The 13,090-nt window shown below is 74.2% G+C and carries 13 protein-coding genes and 1 tRNA gene; 7 read left to right on the forward strand and 7 right to left on the reverse strand.

Annotation, left to right across the window (positions count from 1 at the left end; genetic code table 11):
• Positions 1-2 precede the first annotated feature (2 nt).
• Positions 3-254, reverse strand: coding sequence for a cell division protein CrgA (locus EPD83_RS14995; RefSeq protein WP_128367065.1), 252 nt, complete (start codon positions 252-254; stop codon positions 3-5).
• Positions 255-325: 71 nt separating this feature from the next.
• Between EPD83_RS14995 and EPD83_RS15000 the strand changes: the two genes are divergently transcribed.
• Genes EPD83_RS15000 through EPD83_RS15015 form a run of 4 tightly spaced genes read left to right on the forward strand, consistent with a single transcriptional unit; the run spans position 326 to position 2,703 of the window.
• Positions 326-1,087, forward strand: coding sequence for a DUF881 domain-containing protein (locus EPD83_RS15000; RefSeq protein WP_128367066.1), 762 nt, complete (start codon positions 326-328; stop codon positions 1,085-1,087).
• A complete protein-coding gene (locus EPD83_RS15005; protein ID WP_235950646.1) occupies positions 1,084-1,830 on the forward strand; it encodes a class E sortase in 747 nt (248 codons plus the stop codon). The genes EPD83_RS15000 and EPD83_RS15005 overlap by 4 nt, the downstream gene beginning before the upstream one ends.
• On the forward strand, positions 1,830-1,988 hold the full coding sequence (locus tag EPD83_RS15010; protein ID WP_164896492.1) for a hypothetical protein: 159 nt from the start codon (positions 1,830-1,832) through the stop codon (positions 1,986-1,988). The genes EPD83_RS15005 and EPD83_RS15010 overlap by 1 nt, the downstream gene beginning before the upstream one ends.
• A 58-nt stretch (positions 1,989-2,046) precedes the next feature.
• Entirely contained in the window at positions 2,047-2,703 is a 657-nt protein-coding gene (locus EPD83_RS15015) for an aminodeoxychorismate/anthranilate synthase component II (RefSeq protein WP_128367067.1), read from the forward strand.
• A 22-nt stretch (positions 2,704-2,725) separates the two neighbouring features.
• On the opposite strand, the gene pknB is transcribed toward EPD83_RS15015, so the two are convergent.
• From pknB to EPD83_RS15045, 6 genes are read right to left on the reverse strand one after another with little or no spacing between them, the layout of a single operon-like run.
• Positions 2,726-4,678, reverse strand: coding sequence for a Stk1 family PASTA domain-containing Ser/Thr kinase (pknB, locus tag EPD83_RS15020; protein WP_165566794.1), 1,953 nt, complete (start codon positions 4,676-4,678; stop codon positions 2,726-2,728).
• Between the two features lie 15 nt (positions 4,679-4,693).
• Positions 4,694-6,145 carry a peptidoglycan D,D-transpeptidase FtsI family protein gene (locus EPD83_RS15025; protein WP_165566795.1) on the reverse strand — a complete coding sequence of 484 codons (1,452 nt, stop codon included), beginning with the start codon at positions 6,143-6,145 and terminating at the stop codon, positions 4,694-4,696.
• Positions 6,142-7,524: an FtsW/RodA/SpoVE family cell cycle protein gene (locus tag EPD83_RS15030; RefSeq protein ID WP_128368376.1), complete on the reverse strand. Its 1,383-nt coding sequence runs from the start codon at positions 7,522-7,524 to the stop codon at positions 6,142-6,144. Before EPD83_RS15030 ends, EPD83_RS15025 begins: the two co-directional genes overlap by 4 nt.
• Entirely contained in the window at positions 7,521-8,924 is a 1,404-nt protein-coding gene (locus EPD83_RS15035; protein WP_165566796.1) for a PP2C family protein-serine/threonine phosphatase, read from the reverse strand. Before EPD83_RS15035 ends, EPD83_RS15030 begins: the two co-directional genes overlap by 4 nt.
• 3 nt (positions 8,925-8,927) lie before the next feature.
• A complete protein-coding gene (locus EPD83_RS15040) occupies positions 8,928-9,443 on the reverse strand; it encodes an FHA domain-containing protein FhaB/FipA (RefSeq protein WP_128368339.1) in 516 nt (171 codons plus the stop codon).
• A gap of 8 nt (positions 9,444-9,451) precedes the next feature.
• Positions 9,452-10,303, reverse strand: coding sequence for an FhaA domain-containing protein (locus EPD83_RS15045; protein ID WP_165566797.1), 852 nt, complete (start codon positions 10,301-10,303; stop codon positions 9,452-9,454).
• A 159-nt stretch (positions 10,304-10,462) separates the two neighbouring features.
• Between EPD83_RS15045 and EPD83_RS15050 the strand changes: the two genes are divergently transcribed.
• From EPD83_RS15050 to EPD83_RS15060, 3 genes are all read left to right on the forward strand, one after another.
• Positions 10,463-11,863: a glucose-6-phosphate dehydrogenase gene (locus tag EPD83_RS15050; RefSeq protein WP_128366298.1), complete on the forward strand. Its 1,401-nt coding sequence runs from the start codon at positions 10,463-10,465 to the stop codon at positions 11,861-11,863.
• Between the two features lie 66 nt (positions 11,864-11,929).
• Positions 11,930-12,907, forward strand: coding sequence for a pirin family protein (locus tag EPD83_RS15055; RefSeq protein WP_128366299.1), 978 nt, complete (start codon positions 11,930-11,932; stop codon positions 12,905-12,907).
• A 94-nt stretch (positions 12,908-13,001) separates the two neighbouring features.
• Positions 13,002-13,084: transfer RNA gene (locus EPD83_RS15060), tRNA-Leu, on the forward strand.
• Positions 13,085-13,090: the final 6 nt, after the last annotated feature.

The following is a 13,090-nucleotide window of genomic DNA, read 5'->3' on the forward strand; positions in this document are numbered from 1 at the left end:
CGTCAGCGCCAGCGGGTGGTCATCATGAAGCCGGTGAGCATGAGGCCGAAGCCGATGCCGAGGTTCCAGCGGCCGAGCGACTCGACCGGGAACTGCTGCTGGGTGATGTAGAACGTGACGACCCACAGCAGGCCGAGGACCATGAGACCGAGCATCACCGGGACGAACCACCGTGGGTTGGGCCCCTTGTCCGCGGCCTTGGCGCGCGGCGGCGGGGTGTAGGTGGCCTTGGATCGACCCTTGGACTCGGGCACGGGAACTCCTCCGGTTCGTTCAGCGTCGTGACCTAGCGTAGTTGCACCCAGGACGAGCGAGGAGGTGCCAGGTGCCCGGGACCCATGCCGGCCGCACGCGGCGACTCTCGCCGTGGCCGTGGCTCGTCCCCGTCGCGGCCCTCGTCGCCGGGGCGCTCTTCGCCTCCAGCGTGCGCGCCTCCGAGGGGCAGACACTGCGCTCGGACTACGGCCGCCTGCCCGACCTCATCCGCGAGCAGACCCGGGTCAACGCCGACCGGGCCGACCGCGTCTCCGCCCTCCAGGCCCAGGTGGAGCAGGCCACGGCCGCGCTCGCGCCGGGCAACCAGAAGACCGAGCGGATCGAGCGGGCGTCGACGCAGATCGCCCCCGAGGCCGGCCGCACCCCCGTCGCCGGGCCCACGCTCAAGGTGAGCCTTGACGACGCCAAGCTCGACGGCGGCGAGCTGCCCGCCGGGGCCGACCCCGACGACTACGTCATCCACCAGCAGGACGTGCAGTCCGTCGTCAACGCCCTGTGGGCCGGCGGCGCCGAGGCGATGATGCTGCAGGACCAGCGGGTCGTCTCGACCTCGGCCGTGCGCTGCGTCGGCAACACCCTCATCCTCCAGGGCCGGGTGTACTCCCCGCCCTACGTCATCCAGGCCATCGGGGACACCGCCCGCCTCCAGGAGGCGCTCGACCGCGACCCGTCGGTCGAGAACCTGCGCGGCTGGTCGGTGCGCGTCGGCCTCGGCTACGGCGTCGAGGACGTCGGCGAGCAGACCTTCCCCGCCTACTCCGGCAGCATCTCGCCGAAGTTCGCCGTGGTCCCGGAGTCGACGACCCCGTGATCCGCCGGGTCGTCGGCTGGACCGGCGAGGTGCTCGTCACGCTCGGGGTGCTCGTCCTCCTCTTCGTCGCCTGGCAGCTGTGGTGGACCGACGTCGTCGCCGAGCGGGCGCAGCAGCAGATCGTCCGCTCGCTGACGCACGACTTCGCCGCGGAGGGGCCCGGGCCCGCCGCCGTCACCGGCGACACCTACCCCGGCCTCGGCGGATCGCGCGCCTTCGCCGTGATCCGCGTCCCCCGCTTCGGCGCCGACTACGCCCGCCCCGTGGTCGAGGGGGTCGACGCGCCGCAGCTGGCGCTCGGAGTCGGGCACTACGAGGGCACGGCCCGGCCGGGGCGGGTGGGCAACTTCGCGGTCGCCGGGCACCGGACGACCTACGGGCGGCCGTTCCACGACATCGACACCCTGCGGCCGGGGGACCGGGTGATCGTCGAGACCAAGCCGCGCGTCTTCGTCTACGAGGTCACGGGCGACGAGATCGTCCGGCCCTGGCAGACCGAGGTCATCGCGCCCGTCCCGGACGAGGTCGGCGCGCGGCCCACCGAGCGCCTGCTGACGATGACGTCGTGCCACCCCAAGTACAGCGCCACCTACCGCTACGTGACCCACGCGCGGCTCGTGCGGACCGTGCCGCGGGCGCGGTGGCACCTCGAGGACTGGGACCGGGTGACGGACGCGGCCGGCCCCGCCGGCCCCGACCCCGCCGCTGCACCCGTCCCCCGCACCGCGACCGGGGGGTCCTGATGTACGCCGCGTTGTGGCGGGCGCTGCCCGGGCCCCGCTGGGCGAGGGCGGTGCAGTGCCTCGTCCTCGCGGCCCTCGTCGTGGTCGTCCTCTTCCAGTGGGTCTTCCCGGCCGTCGCCCCCCTGCTGCCGTTCAACGACAACACCGTCGGCGGCTGACCGCGGCCGGACCGACGTCCGCCGTCGCGGGCGGGGCGCCGGGGTGCAGGATGGGCGCGTGACCAGGGTGCTCGTCGTCGACAACTACGACAGCTTCGTGTTCACGATCGTCGACTACCTCACCCAGCTCGGTGCCGCGTGCACGGTCGTGCGCAACGACGCGATCTCGCCCCGCGACGGCGGCGACTTCGACGGCGTGCTCGTCTCGCCCGGTCCCGGGACCCCCGAGGACGCCGGGGTGTCGACGGCGATGATCGAGGCCTGCGCCGAGCGCGCGCAGCCCATGCTCGGGGTGTGCCTCGGCCACCAGGCCCTCGGTGTGGTCCTCGGCGCGACCGTCGGCCGCGCCCCGGAGCTGCTGCACGGCCGGACCAGCCGGGTGCTGCACGACGGCACCGGCGTGCTCGCCGGGCTGCCCTCGCCGTTCACCGCCACCCGCTACCACTCCCTGACCATCAGACCGGACACGCTGCCCGACGTCCTCGTCCCGCACGGCCGGACGGCGAGCGGCGTGGTCATGGCCGTCCGGCACGCGACGTTGCCCCTGGAGGGCGTGCAGTTCCACCCGGAGTCGGTGCTCACCGAGGGCGGGCACCGCCTGCTCGCCACCTGGCTCACCCGGTGCGGCAGCCCGGACGCCCTCGGGCGCGCCGCCGGGCTGTCCCCGCTCGTGCGGGACGACGGGGACGTCGGCCGCCGGGTCGCGGCGGGCTGACGGGGCCCCACGACCACCCGGGTCAGCCGGTGGGGCTGACCGACGGGGAGGGCGACGGGCTCGGGCTGTCCGTCGGGGAGGGGGACGGCGACGCGGACGGGGACGGCGACGGCGTGGGGGTCGGGGTCGGCGAGGGGGTCGGGGTGACGGTCGTCGGCGTCACCGTCGGCGCCTCGCGCTGGGCGATGACGATCCTCACCGTGCTCCCGATGTCGGCGGACGTCCCGCCCTTGGGGTCCTGCGAGAGAACGGTGCCCTCGTCGGCGTCGCCCGTCTGCCGGTACTCGGTCCGCACCTGGAGGTTGGCGTCCGCCAGCGCGCGCTGGGCCTCGTTCTGCGACCTCCCGACGACGTTCGGCACCTCGACCTGGCCCGAGCCGACGACGAGGTCGACCGCTGTGCCGGGCTTGACGTCCGCGCCGCTGGCGGGGCGGCTGGAGATGACGTCGCCCTCGGCGACGTCGGGGTCGTCCTCCTCGGTGACGTCGCCGACCTCCAGCCCGACGTCCTGGAGGACACCGCGCGCCTCGGCCTCCGAACGGCCCGCGAGGTCGGGCACCGTGACGTTGTCGGGGCCGGACGAGACGATGATGCGCACGAGCGAGCCCTCGTCCCGCTGGAGACCGCCCTGGGGGTCCTGGGACACGACGTCGCCCTCGTCGACCTGGTCGCTCGCCGCCGTGACCGAGTCGACCCGGAAGCCGGCGCGGACGAGGTCGGCGTTCGCGGTCTGGGCCGGCTTGCCGACGACGTCGGGGACGCTGACCTGGGCCGGGCCGTCCTGCGGGCCGAAGTAGGAGTAGAGGCCGTACCCGAGCAGGCCGAGCGCCAGCAACACGGCCAGGGCCAGGGCGATGTACGCCCCGGCACCGCGGCGGCGCTCGTCCTCGTCGTAGGGGGGCTGCTCGTCGGTGTGCGGCGGCGGGGGCGGGACCGCGCGCTCGGGCATCTGGTAGGCGGCGGTCTGGTCGGCGGCCGCGGCTGCGGCGCCCGCGGCTCCGGCCGCCGAGGACCCGCCGCGGGGCAGGGCCTCGGTGGCGGCCGCGCCGGCCAAGGTCCCGGCGGCCGCCCCCGCGAGGGCGGCGGCGGAGGAGCGCGCGGCGGCGCTCACCGGACGCCCGAGGCGGACGGCCGCGAGGTCGGACCGGAACTCTCCGGCGTCCTGGTAGCGCGCGTCGCGTGGCTTCTCCAGCGCGTGCAGCACGACGGCGTCGAGCTCGTCGGGCACGTCCTCGGCGAACCGGGACGGCGGCACCGGGGGCTCCCCGACGTGCTGGTAGGCGATGGCCACCGGGCTGTCGCCGAGGAACGGCGGCCGGCCGGTGACGAGCTCGAAGAGCATGCAGCCGGCGGAGTACAGGTCGGAGCGGGCGTCGACGGTCTGCCCCTGCGCCTGCTCGGGCGAGAGGTACTGGGCGGTGCCGATGACGGCCTGGGTCGCCGTCACCGTCGCGCTGGCGTCGGCCATGGCGCGGGCGATCCCGAAGTCCATGACCTTGACCGAGCCGTCGTCGGCGATCATCACGTTGGCCGGCTTGATGTCGCGGTGGACGATGCCCTGCCGGTGGCTGTAGGCGAGCGCGTCGAGGACGGCCTCGGTGATGCGGATGGCCTCGGTGGGCTCGAGCTGCTCGCGTTCGGTGAGCAGCTCGCGCAGGGTCCGGCCGTCGACGAACTCCATGACGATGTAGGGGATGTTGATCCGCGAGCCGCCGGACTCGGTGTGCACGTGGTCCTCGCCGTGGTCGTAGACGGCGACGATGGAGGCGTGGTTGAGGCCGGCCGCGGACTGGGCCTCGCGCTGGAAGCGGTGAATGAAGGTCTTGTCGCGGGCGAGGTCGCTGCGGAGCATCTTGATGGCGATGGGCCGGCCGAGCCGGGTGTCGAAGCCCTGGTGGACCTCCGCCATGCCGCCGCGGCCGAGGAGGTCGCCCACCTCGTACCGCCCCCCGAGCAGGGTCGGGACGTCAGCCATGTCGTGCCTTCCTCGTCACTTCAGCCGCGCTTCCATGACCTGCTTGGCGATCGGTGCGGCCACCGACCCCCCGCTGGTCTCGCTGCCGGACACCCCGCCGTCCTCGACGATGACGGCCACGGCGATCTGCGGGTCGTCGGCCGGCGCGTAGGAGATGAACCAGGCGTGGGCGCGCCGGCCCTCGCCGTGCTCCGCGGTCCCCGTCTTCCCCGCCACCCGGACGCCCGGGATCTGCGCCTTGGTGCCGGTGCCCTCGTCGACGGTGGCGACGAGCATGTCGGTGAGCTCGTCGGCGACCCGGGGGCTCACGGCCTGGGTCAGCTCGGTGGGGTCCGCCGACTCGATGACCGACAGGTCCGAGCCGATGACCGACTGCACGAGGTAGGGCGACATCACCGTGCCCCGGTTGGCGACGCCGGCGGCGACCATCGCCATCTGCATGGGGGTGACCCGCACGTCGTACTGGCCGATGGAGGACTGCGCGAGCTGCGGGGCGTCGAGCTCGGCGGGCACCGAGCTCGGGGTCACCCGCATCGGCACCGACGGCGAGTCGCCGAAGCCGAACTTCGCCGCCTGCTCGCGCAGCGCGTCGGCCCCGATCTTCATGCCGAGGTCGCCGAAGGCCGGGTTGCACGAGACGACCATGGCCTGCTTGAGGGTGACCTCGCCCGTGGGGCTGCACGGCACGTCGTCGTGGTTGGGCAGGGTCGCCGAGGTCAGCGGCAGGTCGAGCGCGGCCGGGCCGGGCAGGACCGAGTCCTCGGTGTACTCGCCGTCGCTGAGCGCCGCCGCGGCGACGACGACCTTGAACACCGAGCCCGGCGGGTACAGGTCGCCGCCGATGGCGCGGTTGACCAGCGGCCGGTCCGGTTCCTCGGTGAGCTTCCGGTAGTTCTCGTCGACGGTCGCCAGGTCGTGCCCGGCGAGGCGGTTGGGGTTGAAGTCGGGGTGGCTGACCATCGCGAGGACGGCGCCGGTCTTCGGGTCGAGCGCGACGACGGCGCCGCGGGCCTGCCCGAGCCCCTGCTCGGCGGCCTGCTGCACGGCGGGGTCGAGGGTGGTCTCGATCGTCGCGCCCTGGGCGCGCCGGCCGGTAAACAGGTCGGACACCCGCCGGTAGAACAGCTTGTCGCTGGAGCCGGACAGCAGCGGGTCCTCGGACTGCTCGAGGCCGCCGACCGCGCCGTAGAAGGAGTAGAAGCCGGTGACGTGCGAGTACAGCGGCCCGTCGGGGTACTCGCGCTGGAACTTGAACTCGTCCTCGGTCGGCACCGACCGCGCGACCGGCGTCTGCCCGACGAGGATCTCGCCGCGCTCGCGGGCGTACGTCGCAAGCAGGGTGCGGCGGTTGTCGGGGCGCGCGTTGAGGTCGGCCGCGAAGACGTACTGGATGAGGGTCGTCGAGACCAGGAGGCTGGCGAAGAGCAGGCCGACGAGGAAGGACAGCCGGCGGACGGGGGCGTTCACCGCACCTTCACCACCTGGGTGGCGGCCTCGCCGACCGCGGCCTGCTGCCGCTCGTCGGGCAGCGGCCGGCGCGCGTGGTCGGAGATCCGCAGGAGGATGGCGACGAGCGTCCAGTTGGCGAGCAGCGAGGAGCCGCCGGAGGACAGGAACGGCGCGGTGAGGCCGGTGAGCGGGATGACCCGGGTGACCCCGCCGACGACGACGAAGCACTGCAGCGCCAGCGAGAACGACAGCCCGGCGGCGAGCAGCTTGCCGAAGCCGTCCCGGGTACCGAGCGAGGTGCGCAGCCCCCGCTCGACGAGCAGGACGTAGAGGACGAGGATCGCGAAGAGGCCGATCATCCCGAGCTCCTCGCCGAAGCTCGGGATGATGAAGTCGGACTCGGCGAGGTAGGTGAGGTCGGGTCGTCCGCGGCCCAGGCCGGTGCCGACCATCCCGCCGGCGGCCATCCCCATGAGGCCCTTGGCCAGCTGGTCCGAGGTCTCCAGCGCGTCCGGGCTGAAGGTGTGCAGCCAGAGCAGGACGCGGGTCTGGACGTGACCGAACATCAGGTAGGCGAGGTAGGCGCCGGCGACGAACAGGGTGAGGCCGATGGCGATCCACGACACCCGCTCGGTGGCGACGTAGAGCATCGCGACGAAGAGGCCGAAGAACAGCAGCGACGAGCCGAGGTCGCGCTCGAAGACGAGCACCCCGAGGCTCGCCAGCCAGGCGATGAGGATGGGCCCGAGGTCGCGGGCCCGCGGCAGGGTGAGCCCGAGGATCTTGCGGCCGGCGACGGACAGGGCGTCGCGGGTCTGGACGAGGTAGCCCGCGAAGAACACCGCGAGCAGCAGCTTGGCGACCTCACCGGGCTGGAAGGACAGGGGGCCCAGGCGGATCCAGATGCGCGAGCCGAACTCGGAGTTGCCGATGACCGGCATGAGCGGCAGCAGCAGGAGGACGAAGCCCGCGGCGCCGGCGATCCAGGTGTAACGGCGCAGGATCCGGTGGTCGCGCACGACGAAGAGGACGGCGGTGGCGATGGCGACGGCCAGCGCGCTCCACATGAGCTGCCGCAGGGCGACGCCGTCGGTGATGTCGCGGCCCCGGGCGATGTCGATGCGGTGGATCATCACGAGGCCGAGGCCGTTGAGCAGGGTGACGATGGGCAGGAGCAGCGGGTCGGCGTAGCGCGCCTTCCAGCGCAGGACGACGTGGAAGGCCAGCGCCACCCCGAGGTAGCCGAGCCCGAGCGCGGCGAACCCCGGCGGGATCGAGCCGGTCGTGGCCAGGCCGAGGTTGACGTAGGCGAGGCCGACGATGCCGACCGCCCCGAGGAGGAGGATCAGCTCGGTCGTGCGCCCGCTGCGCGGGGCGACCGACGAGACGATGCTCATGCCGGCGGGGGGATCGTCGGGCTCGACGTGGGGTCGGGCAGGTCGGGCAGGCCCGTCGACGTCGGTCGCGGGCTCGGGGAGGCCGTGCCGCTGCGCGACCCGGAGGGCGAGGGCGTGGGCGAGGGCGTCGGCCGGGTCCACGTCGGCGACACCGTGCGGCACTGCTCGCCCACCGTCTTGGCGTAGCGGCAGGCGGCGGCCTGCACCCGCAGCTCGTCGACGCGGGCGTCGGCGTCGGACCGCCCCGTCGCCTCGATGCCCTCCTCGAGGCTCTGCTGGTAGGACGCCGGCAGGTCCTCGACCGAGATCGTCGTCGAGTAGTCCGGCGAGGACAGCGACACCCAGGCCAGGGTCTGGTCGACCCCCCGGAAGACGGTGACGACGCCGTCCTCCTCGCCGAGGTAGAACTGGCGCTGCGACCAGGCGTACGCGGCGTAGGACCCCCCGGCGACGACGACCGCCGCGACGACGACGGCCGCCGCGACCCTCAGGAGCAGACCGCCGCGGCCGCGCGGGCCCTCCTCGGCCAGGGTGAGGTCGTCCTCGCCGCCGGTGGCCTCCTTGGTGAGCGCCGCCGCCTTGGCCGCGGGCGTCGTCGGGATGGGGCGGGTGCCCGAGCGGCGCACGGCGGCCGCGCCGACGACCTGCGGCTGGGTCGGGGTCGCGGTCTCCTTGGCGATGTCGACGAGGTCGCCGACGACGACGGTGACGTTGTCCGGGGCCCCGGCCCGCAGCGCGAGGGCGACGAGCCGGTCGGCGCACTCGTCGGGCCGGTCCGTGCCGACGAGGACCTCGTCGACGGTCTCGCGGGCGACGTAGTCGGTGAGCCCGTCGGAGGCGATGAGGTACCGGTCGCCGGCGCGGCCCTGCCGGACGACGAGGTCGGGCTCGTCGTCGTCGTTGCCGGTGAGCACGCGGGTGACGAGCGAGCGCTGCGGGTGGGTCTTCGCCTCGTCGGCGGTGATCCGCCCCTCGTCGACGAGGTTCTGGACGAAGGAGTGGTCCTTGGTCACCTGGCTGACGACGCCGTCGCGCACGAGGAAGGCCCGGGAGTCGCCGATGTGGGCGAGCGTGATCGTCTCGCCGGTGCGCAGCATGGCGATGAGCGTCGTGCCCATCCCCTCGAGCTTCGGGTCGTCCTGGACGCGCCGGCCGATCTCGTGGTTGGCGCGGTGGATGCGGTCCAGTAGCGCGCTGCTCGCCTTGCTGCCCGACAGCGACTCGCCGTCGAGGTCGACGAGGGCGGCGACGACCGTCGAGCTCGCGACGTCGCCGCCGGCGTGCCCGCCCATGCCGTCGGCCATGGCGAGCAGGTGCGGGCCGGCGTACCCGGAGTCCTCGTTGTTGGACCGGACCATGCCGACGTCGGACCGCGCCGCGTAGTGGAAGGCGAAGGGCATCGGCTACCTCTGCAGCTCGAGCATCGTCTGCCCGATCCGCAGGACGCTGCCGGCCGCGACCTCACGGGGCTCGGTGATGCGCGTCGATCCGAGGTAGGTGCCGTTCGTCGAGCGCAGGTCCTCGAGCATCCAGGTGCCGTCGTCGGTCTGGTAGATCCGGGCGTGCCGGCCCGAGGCGTAGTCGTCGTCGAGGACGAGCGCGCACTCGGGGCTGCGGCCGACGAGGGTCCCGGCGGCCCGCAGCGGCAGCGTCGTCCCGGACAGCGGCCCGGCGGTGACGACGAGGCGGGTCGGGCCCTTGCGCGCGCCGCGCGGCGGCTTGGGCGGGCGGGCGCGACGGCCCTCGGCGGGTGGCGGGATCTGCGGGTTGCCGCGGGCGGGGGTGTGGCTGCTGCCGCGCCGGTCGACGCGGGTGCCGTAGAGGTCGCCGCGCAGGACGCCGACGACGGCGAACACGAACATCCACAGCAGGACCAGGAGACCGAGCCGGAGCACGGTGAGGGTGAGCTCGCTGAGCATGGGCTAGGTCACCGCCGACCCGCACGGAAGGTGATCGAGGTGCGGCCGACGGTGATCCGGTCGCCGTCCTCGAGGTGGGTGCTCGTGATGCGCTCGCCGTTGACGAAGGTGCCGTTGGTCGAGCCCAGGTCGCGCACCGTCGTCACGTGGTGCGGGCCGTCGAGGGTCACCCGCAGCTCGCTGTGCCGCCGGGAGATGCCCGGGTCGTCGAGGATGATGTCGGCGCTGTCGTCGCGGCCGAGGATCGTCATCGCGCCCATGAGCGGGTAGCGGTCGCCGTCGATGTGCAGCCAAGGCCGGTCGGCGGGGTTGTTGCGGCGCGGCGGGGGCGGCGGGGCGGCCTCGCGGGGCTGCTGGGCGCGGGTGGGCTCGTCCTCGGCGGCGGCCCGCGCGGCGGGGGTCTCCGGCCGGGGCGGGACCGCGGGGCCCTCGCTGCGGCCCGGCGACGGGCGGACCGGGCGCTGCTGGCCCGTCATCCCGCTGGCGCGGGGGCGCGAGGCCTTGGAGGGGCGCAGCCGGAAGACGCCGGTCTCGAGGTCCTCGTGCTCCTCGAAGACGATGTCGAAGGGGCCGGCCGGCTGGTAGCGCTGGCCCTCGCAGTGCTCCTCGGCGGCGGCGACGAGGTCCATCTCGACCCCGCGCAGGTCCGGCTGGAGACGGTCGAAGTCGCCGGGGCTCAGCTCGACGACGAAGACGTTGGGGACGATGGCCCGGCCCGACCCGGTGACGGCCCGGTCGTCCATGGCCCGCCGGATGTTGCTCGCGATCTCGACGGGGTGGACGGCCGAGCGCAGGTGCCGGGCGAAGGTGCCCTGCACGGCACGCTCGATGCCCGCCTCGAGGCGGTCGAGCAGACCCACGGCGCACCTCCTCCTGGTCTCGGGTCGGCAGACGTCGCTCCAGGGTATCTTCCGCGCCTGCGTGGGTCCTGGACGCCGGGTGCGGGGTCCGGGCCGGGCGGCGAACCGGGGTGTCGCGGGCACAGGTCCCGTCCAGCGGGGTGCGCCATGATCGGGAGCATGGCCCCGCGCTCCCAGCCGCCCGTCACCCTGCTCGTGCTCGGCGCCGGTGGGGACCTCACCCGCCGCCTGCTCCTGCCCGGCCTCGCCACCCTGCTCACCGCCGAGCGCGACCGGCGGGTGCGGGTCGTCGGGGCCGACCGCTCGGACCTGTCCGCGACGGAGTGGGCCTCGCGCGTCGAGGACGCCTTCGGGTCGGTGGACGCGCCGAAGGCCGTGACCTCGCGGGTACTCAAGGACACCGCCTACACCCCTGCGGACATCCTCGACCACGACTCGCTGGCCTCGCTCGTGGCGTCGTGCGGCGACGGCCCGCTCGTCGTCTTCTTCGCGCTGCCGCCGCCGGTGACGATGCGCTGCTGCGAGCTGCTCGCCGAGGTCGACCTGCCGAAGGTCACCCGGCTCGCCCTGGAGAAGCCGTTCGGCACCGACGGGAGGAGCGCCCGGGAGTTCAACGCCCTGTTGCACCGCGTCGTCCCGGAGTCGGAGGTGTTCCGCATCGACCACTTCCTCGGGGTCAACACGGTGCTCAACCTCGTCGGGCTGCGCTTCGCCAACCGCATCCTCCAGCCGGTGTGGAGCCGCGACCACGTCGAGCGGGTCGAGATCGTCTACGACGAGGACCTCGCCCTGGAGGGCCGGGCCGGCTACTACGACGGCGCCGGGGCGCTGCGGGACATGCTGCAGAGCCACCTCCTGCAGGTCCTGGCGCTCTTCGCGATGGAGTCGGTCTCGACCCTGGACGCCGAGGAGCTGCACGAGCAGAAGAACCAGGTGCTGCGTGCCACCCGGCCGTGGGGGCGCAGCGCGGCCAAGGCGGCCCGGCGGGCGCGGTACACGGCCGGCCGGCTCGGTCGTCGCTCCGTGCCGGACTACACCTCCGAGGAGGGGGTGGACGCGTCGCGGAACACCGAGACGCTGGCCCAGGTGACCTTCGAGGTCGCGACGAACCGGTGGGCCGGGGTGCCGTTCGTCCTGCGCAGCGGCAAGGCGCTCGGGACCCCGCGCAAGCAGATCGTCGTGACCTTCCGCGACGTCGCGCACCTGCCCGGCGGGCTCCGCGGCGCCGAGGGCCCGGACACCCTCGTCATCGGCCTCAAGCCCGGCTCGATGGAGCTGACCCTGACGATGAACGCCGAGGGGGACCCCTTCGACCTGGAGCAGAAGACGCTGACGGCGACGCTGGCCCCGCCGCGGATGCAGGCCTACGGCGAGGTGCTCGGGCAGATCCTCGACGGGTCGCGGCTGCTGTCGGTCGAGGGCGCCTCGGCCGAGGAGTGCTGGCGGATCGTCGAGCCGGTGCTGCGGGCGTTCGCCAAGGGCACGGTCCCGATGGAGGAGTACGCCGCCGGCTCCGACGGCCCCGACGGCTGGCTCCCCGCCGCCCCCTCGTCCACCTGACCCGCCCTGCCCGCCTCGGGGAGTCCGGGGTGGGCGGACCGGCCCGGTCGGCGTAGCGTCCCGCCCATGGCGTCGTCGGTGCAGGTGCTGGGTCCACGCGAGGTGCCGCTCGGCGGTCCGCGGGCGATGACGGTGCGCCGGACGCTGCCGTCGCGGGGGCGCTCGTTCGTCGGCGCCTGGTGCTTCGCCGACCACTACGGCCCGGACGACGTCGCTGCCACCGGCGGGATGGACGTCGCGCCCCACCCGCACTGCGCGCTGGCGACGGTGTCGTGGCTCTTCAGCGGGGAGGTCGAGCACCGCGACTCCCTCGGCACCGTGGCGACGGTGCGACCGGGCGAGGTCAACCTCATGACGGCCGGACGCGGCATCTCGCACTCCGAGGTGTCGACACCGGCGACGACGCTGCTGCACGGCGTCCAGCTGTGGGTCGTCCTGCCCGCCGGCGCCGCCGACGTCGACCCCCGCTTCGAGCACCACGTGCCCGAGCCGGTGACGCCCGCCGCCGGCGTCGAGGCCCGGGTCTTCGTCGGGTTGCTGTGGGGGTCCACCTCGCCGGTCCGCGTCCACACGCCGCTGCTCGGGGCGGAGGTCGCCCTGGAGCCGGGCGCCGAGGTCGGCCTGCCGGTCGACCCCGGGTTCGAGGTGGGGGTGCTCGTCGACACCGGCTCGGTGCGGCTGGACGACGTCGAGGTCGCCGCCGCCGAGCTCGGGGTGCGTCCGGCGTCGTCCGGCGAGCGCGAGCCCCGGCTCGTCGCCGGGGACGAGGGCGCGCGGGTGGTGCTGCTCGGCGGTCCGCCGTTCGGCGAGGAGGTCGTCATGTGGTGGAACTTCGTCGGCCGCACCCACGACGAGGTCGCCGCCGCGCGGGAGGCGTGGGAGGCCGGCGCGGACGGCGGTGCGGGGCGGTTCGGTCGGGTCGAGGGCTACGAGGGCGAGGTGTCGCGCATCCCGGCACCGGCGCTGCCCGGGGTCCGGCTGCGTGCCCGGGGCAACCGCGAGGCCGGGCCGCCGCCCGGCGCCGAGCCTCCCGCGATGTCCTGACGCCGCTCGCGAGCCGGCCGGGGCTCCGGGCGGACCCGGCTTTGGCCGATCGGGGGTCCATCGGGCACACTGGGACGGCTCATCCGAGCACCACGCGCAAGTGGCGGAACGGCAGACGCGCTGTCTTCAGGTGGCAGTGTCCTTACGGGCGTGGGGGTTCAAATCCCCCCTTGCGCACGCTTT

The sequence above is a fragment of the Phycicoccus flavus genome, from assembly GCF_004025965.2.
In the GTDB taxonomy this organism is placed as follows: domain Bacteria; phylum Actinomycetota; class Actinomycetes; order Actinomycetales; family Dermatophilaceae; genus Phycicoccus; species Phycicoccus flavus.

Excerpts from the sequence above, each read along its gene's own strand:
- EPD83_RS15010 (WP_164896492.1), top strand. The coding sequence starts at position 1,830 with ATGTACGCCGCGTTGTGGCGGGCGCTGCCCGGGCCCCGCTGGGCGAGG.
- pknB (WP_165566794.1), bottom strand. The coding sequence starts at position 4,678 with ATGGCTGACGTCCCGACCCTGCTCGGGGGGCGGTACGAGGTGGGCGAC.
- EPD83_RS15030 (WP_128368376.1), bottom strand. The coding sequence starts at position 7,524 with ATGAGCATCGTCTCGTCGGTCGCCCCGCGCAGCGGGCGCACGACCGAG.
- EPD83_RS15035 (WP_165566796.1), bottom strand. The coding sequence starts at position 8,924 with ATGCCCTTCGCCTTCCACTACGCGGCGCGGTCCGACGTCGGCATGGTC.
- EPD83_RS15040 (WP_128368339.1), bottom strand. The coding sequence starts at position 9,443 with ATGCTCAGCGAGCTCACCCTCACCGTGCTCCGGCTCGGTCTCCTGGTC.
- EPD83_RS15050 (WP_128366298.1), top strand. The coding sequence starts at position 10,463 with ATGGCCCCGCGCTCCCAGCCGCCCGTCACCCTGCTCGTGCTCGGCGCC.
- EPD83_RS15055 (WP_128366299.1), top strand. The coding sequence starts at position 11,930 with ATGGCGTCGTCGGTGCAGGTGCTGGGTCCACGCGAGGTGCCGCTCGGC.